This window comes from Microcystis sp. M049S2 (assembly GCF_020245625.1).
Taxonomy (GTDB): Bacteria; Cyanobacteriota; Cyanobacteriia; order Cyanobacteriales; family Microcystaceae; genus Microcystis; species Microcystis ichthyoblabe_A.
In genome coordinates this window covers 1-8,333 of sequence record NZ_JADBUN010000099.1, presented here as the reverse complement: position 1 = coordinate 8,333, position 8,333 = coordinate 1, and the positions used below count along the sequence as shown (strand labels likewise).

The 8,333-nt window shown below is 44.6% G+C and carries 8 protein-coding genes; 5 read left to right on the top strand and 3 right to left on the bottom strand.

Annotated elements, in window-relative coordinates; all coding sequences use genetic code 11:
- The first annotated feature begins 234 nt into the window (after positions 1-234).
- Positions 235-864 carry an imidazoleglycerol-phosphate dehydratase HisB gene (hisB, locus tag IM496_RS08655; RefSeq protein WP_002801689.1) on the top strand — a complete coding sequence of 210 codons (630 nt, stop codon included), beginning with the start codon at positions 235-237 and terminating at the stop codon, positions 862-864.
- 30 nt (positions 865-894) lie between these two features.
- Here hisB and thrC read toward each other — a convergent pair whose 3' ends face one another.
- Complete coding sequence (gene thrC / locus IM496_RS08650; RefSeq protein WP_002745674.1) at positions 895-2,004, bottom strand: threonine synthase; 1,110 nt, start codon at positions 2,002-2,004, stop codon at positions 895-897.
- Positions 2,005-2,456: 452 nt separating this feature from the next.
- Between thrC and IM496_RS08645 the strand changes: the two genes are divergently transcribed.
- The gene (locus IM496_RS08645) at positions 2,457-3,227 is read left to right on the top strand and encodes a class II glutamine amidotransferase (RefSeq protein ID WP_287661738.1); all 771 of its coding nucleotides are present in this window, start codon (positions 2,457-2,459) and stop codon (positions 3,225-3,227) included.
- A gap of 2 nt (positions 3,228-3,229) precedes the next feature.
- On the opposite strand, the gene IM496_RS08640 is transcribed toward IM496_RS08645, so the two are convergent.
- Entirely contained in the window at positions 3,230-3,958 is a 729-nt protein-coding gene (locus tag IM496_RS08640; protein WP_287661737.1) for an ABC transporter ATP-binding protein, read from the bottom strand.
- A gap of 75 nt (positions 3,959-4,033) precedes the next feature.
- Between IM496_RS08640 and IM496_RS08635 the strand changes: the two genes are divergently transcribed.
- A complete protein-coding gene (locus IM496_RS08635; protein WP_287661736.1) occupies positions 4,034-4,744 on the top strand; it encodes a Uma2 family endonuclease in 711 nt (236 codons plus the stop codon).
- A gap of 102 nt (positions 4,745-4,846) precedes the next feature.
- Here the strand turns inward: IM496_RS08635 and psaC are convergent, their stop codons facing one another.
- Complete coding sequence (gene psaC, locus IM496_RS08630; protein WP_002764973.1) at positions 4,847-5,092, bottom strand: photosystem I iron-sulfur center protein PsaC; 246 nt, start codon at positions 5,090-5,092, stop codon at positions 4,847-4,849.
- A 251-nt stretch (positions 5,093-5,343) separates the two neighbouring features.
- Between psaC and acs the strand changes: the two genes are divergently transcribed.
- Together acs and IM496_RS08620 are read left to right on the top strand one after the other, a co-directional pair.
- Positions 5,344-7,314, top strand: a complete 1,971-nt coding sequence (acs, locus tag IM496_RS08625) for an acetate--CoA ligase (RefSeq protein ID WP_287661735.1) — start codon at positions 5,344-5,346, stop codon at positions 7,312-7,314.
- 394 nt (positions 7,315-7,708) lie between these two features.
- Complete coding sequence (locus tag IM496_RS08620; protein ID WP_002756670.1) at positions 7,709-8,158, top strand: hypothetical protein; 450 nt, start codon at positions 7,709-7,711, stop codon at positions 8,156-8,158.
- Positions 8,159-8,333 lie beyond the last annotated feature (175 nt).

Genomic DNA, 8,333 nt, shown 5'->3' with positions numbered 1-8,333 from the left:
ACCCTTATCCTGACTTGATTTCAGTTTTTTCTTTGTCAGTAAGGGTGTCAACAAGGAATATTACAAATTGTTAACCGAGTCTTGAAAGCCTTGTGCTACAAAGGTTTGAAATGTTAAGAAAGATGTGACTAAAGGACAGCCCCCTTGATAAGGGGGTGCCGATCCCCCCTTAGTCCCCCCTTGATAAGGGGGCATCTGATAATTTTTAACGGCTACCTACTTATTTTTACTTCAATGATTTCCACTTCCCAGATCCCCGATTCTTTTGTCTCACCTTGCCGTCGCGCCTCGGTTAGTCGTACTACCAAAGAAACCGATGTACAGGTGACGATCGATCTTGATGGTAGCGGCAATTGTCGCGCCCAGACAGGAATTCCTTTTCTTGATCATATGTTGCAGCAAATCGCTTCCCACGCCGCGATCGATCTCGATGTGCGTGCCACTGGAGATCTAGAAATTGATGACCATCACACCAATGAAGACGTGGGAATCACCCTCGGACAAGCTTTACTGCAAGCTTTGGGAGACAAAAAAGGGATCGTCCGTTTCGGGCATTTTGTCGCCCCTCTCGATGAAGCTTTAGTGCAAGTTGCCCTCGATTTTTCCGGTCGCCCCCACCTCAGTTATGGTCTAGAAATTCCCACCCAAAGAGTGGGAACCTACGATACTCAGCTAGTGCGGGAATTTTTCGTTGCTTTGGTCAATCACAGTCAAATGACCCTACATATTCGCCAATTAGACGGGATTAATTCCCATCATATTATTGAGGCTACTTTTAAAGCTTTTGCCCGGGCGATGAGTGGGGCCATAGCGATCGATCCCCGTCGCGCCGGTATAATTCCCAGTTCTAAGGGAGTTTTATAGAAGCACTGCTTAACCCGAATTAACGTTAGCTTAGAAGCCCATAATTTGAGCCACTTGGGTTAATTCGGGAGCAATCCCAGATTTTAGTTGATTATTGCTGTGTTTTACCGCCGAATCCGGGTCTTTTAGGCCATTTCCGGTTAAAACACACACCACGGTGGCCCCATCGGGAACCTGTTGATGCACTTTTAATAATCCTGCCACAGAAGCGGCGCTGGCTGGTTCACAGAAAACCCCCTCTTGGCCCCCTAAAATCCGATAGGCTGCCAATATTTCCTCATCGCTGACTGCGTGAAATTGCCCTTGACTAGCGTGACTAGCAGCCCAGGCTTTTTCCCAGTTAGCGGGGTTGCCGATACGGATAGCCGTAGCTAGGGTTTCGGGATGGTCAACCGGTTGTTTGGAGATAAAAGGGGCAGCCCCGGCGGCCTGAAAACCCATCATCTTGGGCAGTCGGTCACATTTACCTATCTGGTGATACTGACAGAATCCCATCCAATAGGCGCTAATATTGCCCGCATTACCCACGGGAATACATAACCAGTCGGGGGCATTACCCAAGACATCGACAATCTCGAAAGCGGCGGTTTTTTGACCCTCTAAGCGGTAGGGATTGACGGAATTGACTAAAGTTACGGGATAATTTTCTGATAGTTGGCGGACAATCTTGAGGGCATCATCGAAGTTGCCATTAATAGCGATGACTTCCGCTCCGTACAATAAAGCCTGGGCTAATTTTCCTAAGGCCACATAACCGTCGGGGATAATCACAAAGGCCCGCATCCCGGCCCTTCTTGCATAGGCTGCCGCCGCGGCCGAGGTGTTGCCAGTACTGGCACAAATCACCGCTTTTGCCCCTTCTTCTTTAGCTTTCGAGATGGCCATGGTCATGCCTCGGTCTTTAAAGCTGCCGGTGGGATTTAAGCCATCATATTTGACAAAAACCTTGACATCGCGCCCGATTTGTGCTGAGAGATAGGGGGCGGGGATCAGGGGTGTATTGCCTTCTAGGAGGGTAATTACAGGGGTTTTACTGCTTACGGGCAGAAATTGGCGATATTCTTCGATCAAACCGCGCCAGCCGCCGATAGACGAGGATTTAGTGGGTGATTGGGGGATCGATCGAGAAATAATTGTCATAGCCTTAAGGATACAGATTTGATTAGATGGCCTGATTTCCCATTTTATCCAATAAGCAGGCAAAAAAATTAATCTTGATCGCCCGATTCAGATTCATGGGAGTTAAAACAGGGATGCAGGGAGATAAAAGGCAATAACAGCAAATACATGACCTTTTTAGGCAAAAAATTGTCATTTTATCGCTATAAATTTGGTTTTTTGCCTTTTTTGTCTTTCAGAGGTTGATTTAATTAGGGTTTACTGAATAAATCTAAAAACCTTCTGAAAATCGGTAAAACCCAACACCCACCAAGAAACTTTTTCAGTAAACCCTAATTAGCAGTAGTGCCAGATTAATTTCTTAGCTAGGATAGGCAAGAGGCAGCTGAAAAAAATTCTCCTGTCTCCTGTCACGACTGCTGGCAGTAAGTAATTTTGCCAGCATCTGATGTTCAGTTCAAACTCAAGCAACTATGTGTCAACTTCTAGGCATGAATTGTAATGTCCCCACGGATATCTGTTTTTCCTTTGAGGGATTTTGTGCGCGGGGAGGGAAAACCGACGAACATCGAGACGGTTGGGGAATTGCTTTTTTTGAGGGTTTAGGTTGTCGAACTTTTATTGATGTTAAACCCTCGATCGCTTCTCCGATTGCGGAATTAATTAAAAACTATCCCATCCATTCTACCAATGTTATCGCCCATATTCGCAAAGCCACCCAAGGAGAAATTAAACTAGAAAACTGTCATCCTTTTCGGCGGGAATTGTGGGGGAAATATTGGGTTTTTGCCCATAATGGTAATTTAGAAAATTTCTCACCGGCTGCGGGAGATTTTTATCAACCAGTTGGGGAGACGGATTCGGAAAGAGCTTTTTGTTTAATTCTTAATACCCTGCGAGAGACTTTTCCCCAGGGCAAACCTTCCCTACAACAACTCTATCAAGTCCTAAAAACTATCACAAATTCTATCGCTTGTCAAGGAATTTTTAATTATCTTTTATCCGATGGTGAACATTTTTTTGCCCATTGTTCGACAAAATTAAGCTATATAATCCGTCAATATCCTTTTGCCGCTGCTCATTTAATTGATGAAGATGTGAGCGTTGATTTTAAAGCTTTAGCTCGTCCGGGCGATCAAGTGGCAATTATTGCCACTACTCCCTTAACTGATAATGAAGTTTGGACAGCGATTAATGCAGGAGAATTATTAGTTTTTCAGGAGGGCGCACCAATTTTAAGTTAATCTTACCAGTTGTCACTTTGTCGAGATTTTTCTAAATCAATTAACTGAGTTTTTAACCCTAACCAATCTAATTGATTAGCAAGGCAATCTGAACCAATTTTTCCCGCTTCTAGATAAATGACCCGCTCGGCAAATTCTTCTAAAAAATCCAGTTGATGATTAACCATAATTATTGTCATTGACCTTTGATTATTTAATACTTCTAATAACCTGCTGGCCGTGCCTGTATCTAAAGCAGAGGTGGGTTCATCTAATAACAGTATGCTCGGTTCTAACAGCAAAGCTCTGGTAATTGCCACTAATTGTCTTTGTCCTAAAGATAATTCTAACTCCCCGCGCTCAAACCACTGTTCGGGAATTTTTAATAGGGATGTCCAATGGTCAATTCTCTGATTAATTTCAGCAGGGTTAAGTTTTTTTAATTGCAGAGGATAAGCGAGAGCATCTCGAACAGTCATCCCTAATAACTTCGACTCTTGTAGCAATAAAACTATCTGTTGTCGCAGGGAAATAACTGGTATTTCCTGAATCGATTTACCCTGAAAATAAATATTTCCCGTGCTTGGTTCTTGCAAACGATTTAACAATCGCAAAAGAGTCGTTTTTCCTGCCCCAGATGCTCCGACAATAGCTAACTTTTCTCCTTGCTTGATGCTAAAAGTAATATCTTCTAACAGATAAGCACTACCCCGTCGGATAGCTAAATTTACTTGCTCTAGTTCTAAAATCAAGATCGGTCTTTTCCTTACTTAGTTCAAACTTATTATATAATAAAAATAGCCCAATGAGTTCGGCAGGTATTCCCCATGGTTAGTCAAGTTAACAAAAACGAGATTATCTATCCTGAGAGCGACGGTAAACCGATGGCAGATAATACTAAACAATTTCACTGGATAGTAACGATTAAGCAGAATCTCGACTGGTTATATATCGATGATCCCCAGGTATTTGTAGCGGGGGATCTGTTGTGGTATCCCGTGCAAGGCCAGCCGAAAATTGCCGCCGCTCCTGATACGATGGTAGTATTGGGCAGACCGAAAGGCGATCGAGGTTCCTACAAACAATGGCAAGAAGATAATCTTGCTCCTCAAGTCGTCTTTGAGATTCTTTCTCCCAGTAATACCTCCATCGAAATGGCCAAAAAATTGCTATTTTATGATCGCTATGGAGTCCAAGAATACTACGTCTATGATCCCGATGATAATAGTCTAGAAGCTTGGCAGCGAATTGGTGACAGTTTAGACAGTGTTAGTGAGGTTAATAATTGGGTGAGTCCCCGTTTAGGCATTCGGTTTGACTTAACCGACGAGTTAAAAATTTATCGTCCTGATGGTACTCAATTCTCGTCCTACAGCGAAATTAATCAACTACTGGAGCAGGAAAAGCAACGGGCTGAAAATGAACGCCAACGGGCTGAAAATGAACGCCAACGGGCTGAACAGGCCAATCAGCAGTTAGTAGAAATGGAGGCAAAACTGCAAAAATATCGTCAACTTTTTGGAGAATTACCTAACTAAAATCTTCACTAGCGACGGGAGTATAACGAAAAAAGAGGACTGGTTAGTCCTCTTAACAAGATTAGTTTTCGCTAAATGATAAACACAGAATGATTGCCGGGCCTAGTAGGCTAGACCCATGCTGCGGGTGGTTTCTGCTCCGAGATAAACCCGAATGCTTAAGAAATCCGTCGGACAAGCGGTTTCGCAACGTTTGCAACCAACACAATCTTCCGTGCGGGGGGAAGAGGCAATCTGGGCAGCTTTACAGCCATCCCAGGGGACCATTTCCAGCACGTCGAGGGGACAAGCCCGAACGCATTGGGTGCAACCGATACAGGTATCGTAAATTTTAACGCTATGAGACATTGAATTATGACTCCTTACCGAGTGTTCTCCATGTTAAATTTCGGGTTTATCGGTTAGTTTACCTTACAGCGATCTGTTCATCGCTTGATCGGTGACATAACTTTAAACTCTGTAACACTTGGGGCAAAATGGCGATCGCTAGTCAGGGATCGAGTAATCCTAAAATAGCCTTAAAGAATTGCTTGCCAAGGTTACGGGGGGAACCGAAAAAGGTAATCTGGATCGCAAGATAATTTATTTCGTTTGCCAGTATGACAGAAATAGCGATCGAATCGATCCTACAGGAAAATCGGCTGTTTCCTCCCAGTGCCGAATTTGCCCAGAATGCCACCATTAAAAGCTTTGAAGAATACCAGCAACTCTACGCCAAAGCCAAGGCCGATCCCTCGGCTTTTTGGGCCCAATTAGCCGAAAAAGAACTATATTGGTTTGAAAAATGGTCAGAGACTCTTGACTGGCAGCCCCCCTTTGCTAAATGGTTCGTCAACGGCAAGATTAATATTTGTTACAACTGTATTGACAGACATCTCACCACCTGGAGACGCAATAAAGCCGCCATCATCTGGGAAGGAGAACCGGGGGACAGCCGCACCATTACCTACGAACAGCTACACCGAGAAGTGTGTCAATTTGCCAACGCTTTAAAGGAATTAGGCGTTAAAAAAGGCGATGTGGTCGGAATTTATATGCCGATGATTCCCGAGGCAGCCATCGCCATGTTAGCCTGTGCCAGAATTGGTGCGCCCCACAGTGTAGTTTTTGGGGGATTTAGTGCCGATGCTTTGCGCGATCGTCTTAATGATGCGGCCGCTAAGGTGGTAATCACTGCCGATGGTGGTTTCCGCAAGGATAAAGTCGTTGCCCTCAAGGAACAGGTGGATCTGGCTCTAGCCGATAATAGCGCCCCCAGTGTGGAAAAAGTTCTCGTTGTCCAGCGCAGCAAGGAACCCATCAATATGGTTGCCGATCGCGATTACTGGTGGCATGATCTACAAAAACAGGTATCTGCTAACTGTCCGGCCGAACCCATGGATAGCGAAGATATGTTATTTATCCTCTATACCAGTGGTTCCACCGGCAAACCGAAAGGAGTCGTCCACACCACCGGCGGTTATAATCTCTACACCCATGTCACCTGCAAATGGATTTTTGACCTGAAAGACACCGATGTTTACTGGTGTACTGCCGATGTGGGTTGGATTACCGGCCATAGTTATATCGTTTACGGACCGCTTTCCAATGGTGCCACCACGGTAATGTACGAAGGGGTTCCCCGTCCCTCTAATTTAGGCTGTTTTTGGGATGTAATCGAGAAATATCGCGTTAATATCTTTTATACTGCCCCCACTGCTATCCGCGCTTTTATCAAAATGGGTGAAGACATCCCCAATAGCCGGGATTTATCCTCTTTGCGCTTACTGGGAACCGTGGGAGAACCGATTAACCCGGAAGCGTGGATGTGGTATCACCGGGTTATCGGTAAAGAAAAATGTCCGATTGTCGATACTTGGTGGCAAACGGAAACCGGGGGGATCATGATTACTCCCCTACCCGGGGCAATTGCCACCAAACCGGGGTCAGCAACCCTACCTTTCCCCGGTATTATGGCCGAAGTGGTGGACTTAGACGGTAATCCCGCCCAAGCGAATGAGGGGGGTTATCTGGTGGTCAAACATCCCTGGCCCGGTATGATGCGAACAGTTTATAAAAATCCCGATCGCTTCCGCAATACCTACTGGGAACATATCGCCCCCAAAGATGGCCAATATCTCTATTTTGCTGGGGATGGTAGCCGTCAGGACGAAGACGGTTATTTCTGGGTAATGGGGCGCGTTGATGACGTGATGAGCGTTTCTGGCCACCGTTTAGGGACAATGGAGATCGAATCAGCTTTAGTATCCCATCCTGCGGTAGCAGAGGCGGCTGTGGTGGGACGACCGGATGAAATTAAAGGGGAAGAAGTCTATGCTTTTGTGACTCTCGAGGGGCATTATGAAGCGAGTCCGGAGTTAGCGCAAGCATTAAAAGACCACGTTGTCAAGGAAATTGGCATTATTGCTCGACCGGGAGAAATCCGTTTTACCGATGTACTGCCCAAAACGCGATCGGGTAAAATTATGCGTCGTCTCTTGCGAACTTTAGCATCAGGTCAAGAGATTTCTGGTGATACTTCTACTCTAGAAGATCGATCGGTTTTGGATAAATTACGGCAAGGTGCGTAATTTAATTGCTGGTTTTTCCTAGCAGTTAGGGTGAGGAATAAGAGTTAATCTTATCTCACTCTAACGGGAGTGATCCTCGCTGAACATATTTGCTCAAGCACCAAATCTATAGCTAATAATAAATCCTGTTGAAAAGGTATAGGGGAAGTGGGGAAGTGGGGAAGTGGGGAACTGGGGAGACCACTTCGTGCGCGTTATTAGGTTATACTTCATGTTTATAAGAAAGGCTGTAATAATTAAAGATAAGTAGCTGGTTATAATTAAATTAAAAATGGATTTTAGGTTCGATCCCCCCTGCCCCCCTTGATAAGGGGGGTGCCGATAGGCGGGGGGATCTGACAACTTTTAACGCCTACCTACTTAAGAGCGAATTGAAATTATAGGAGTTTAATCAATGACCACCACCACTACTACCGATAATGATTTAAAAAGACTAGAAGATTTAATCCTCAATGGACAGAAGATAATCGAACATCGATTCAACGAAATCGACAATCGACTCACTACCATGGAAACTCGACTCACTACCATGGAAACTCGACTCACTACCATGGAAACTCGACTGATTGAGGTTGACAATCGATTGAAGGTGATCGAGAATGGACAAGCGGAAATGAAAGCTGATGTCAAAACTGTTCAAAAAGATACTACCGATTTAAAGATTGAACTCACGGAAGTTAAAGGTGATATTAAAACTCTTGATAGTAAATTTGATGACATGAATAAACGCTTAGAGAAAGTCGAAGGAACCCAAAAAAATCAAATTTGGACATTGATAACTGTCCTAAGTGGTTCCTTACTAGCCGTGGGATTTAGAAGTTTTTTTATCGACAATAATCCCTAATCTCAGCAAGAGAATTGCTATATAGGGTTTGCTGAAAAAGTTTTTCTTGGGGGCAGGGTGTGGGGTGTGGGGTGTGGGGTGTAGGGTTTTACCGATTTTGAAGGGGTCAATTACCTAATTTTCAGGGAAAAAGTCCCTGAATTTTCCCCCCGATCACTCCCATATCTGGTACTTT

Excerpts from the sequence above, each read along its gene's own strand:
- hisB (WP_002801689.1), top strand. The coding sequence starts at position 235 with ATGATTTCCACTTCCCAGATCCCCGATTCTTTTGTCTCACCTTGCCGT.
- thrC (WP_002745674.1), bottom strand. The coding sequence starts at position 2,004 with ATGACAATTATTTCTCGATCGATCCCCCAATCACCCACTAAATCCTCG.
- IM496_RS08645 (WP_287661738.1), top strand. The coding sequence starts at position 2,457 with ATGTGTCAACTTCTAGGCATGAATTGTAATGTCCCCACGGATATCTGT.
- IM496_RS08635 (WP_287661736.1), top strand. The coding sequence starts at position 4,034 with ATGGTTAGTCAAGTTAACAAAAACGAGATTATCTATCCTGAGAGCGAC.
- psaC (WP_002764973.1), bottom strand. The coding sequence starts at position 5,092 with ATGTCTCATAGCGTTAAAATTTACGATACCTGTATCGGTTGCACCCAA.
- acs (WP_287661735.1), top strand. The coding sequence starts at position 5,344 with ATGACAGAAATAGCGATCGAATCGATCCTACAGGAAAATCGGCTGTTT.
- IM496_RS08620 (WP_002756670.1), top strand. The coding sequence starts at position 7,709 with ATGACCACCACCACTACTACCGATAATGATTTAAAAAGACTAGAAGAT.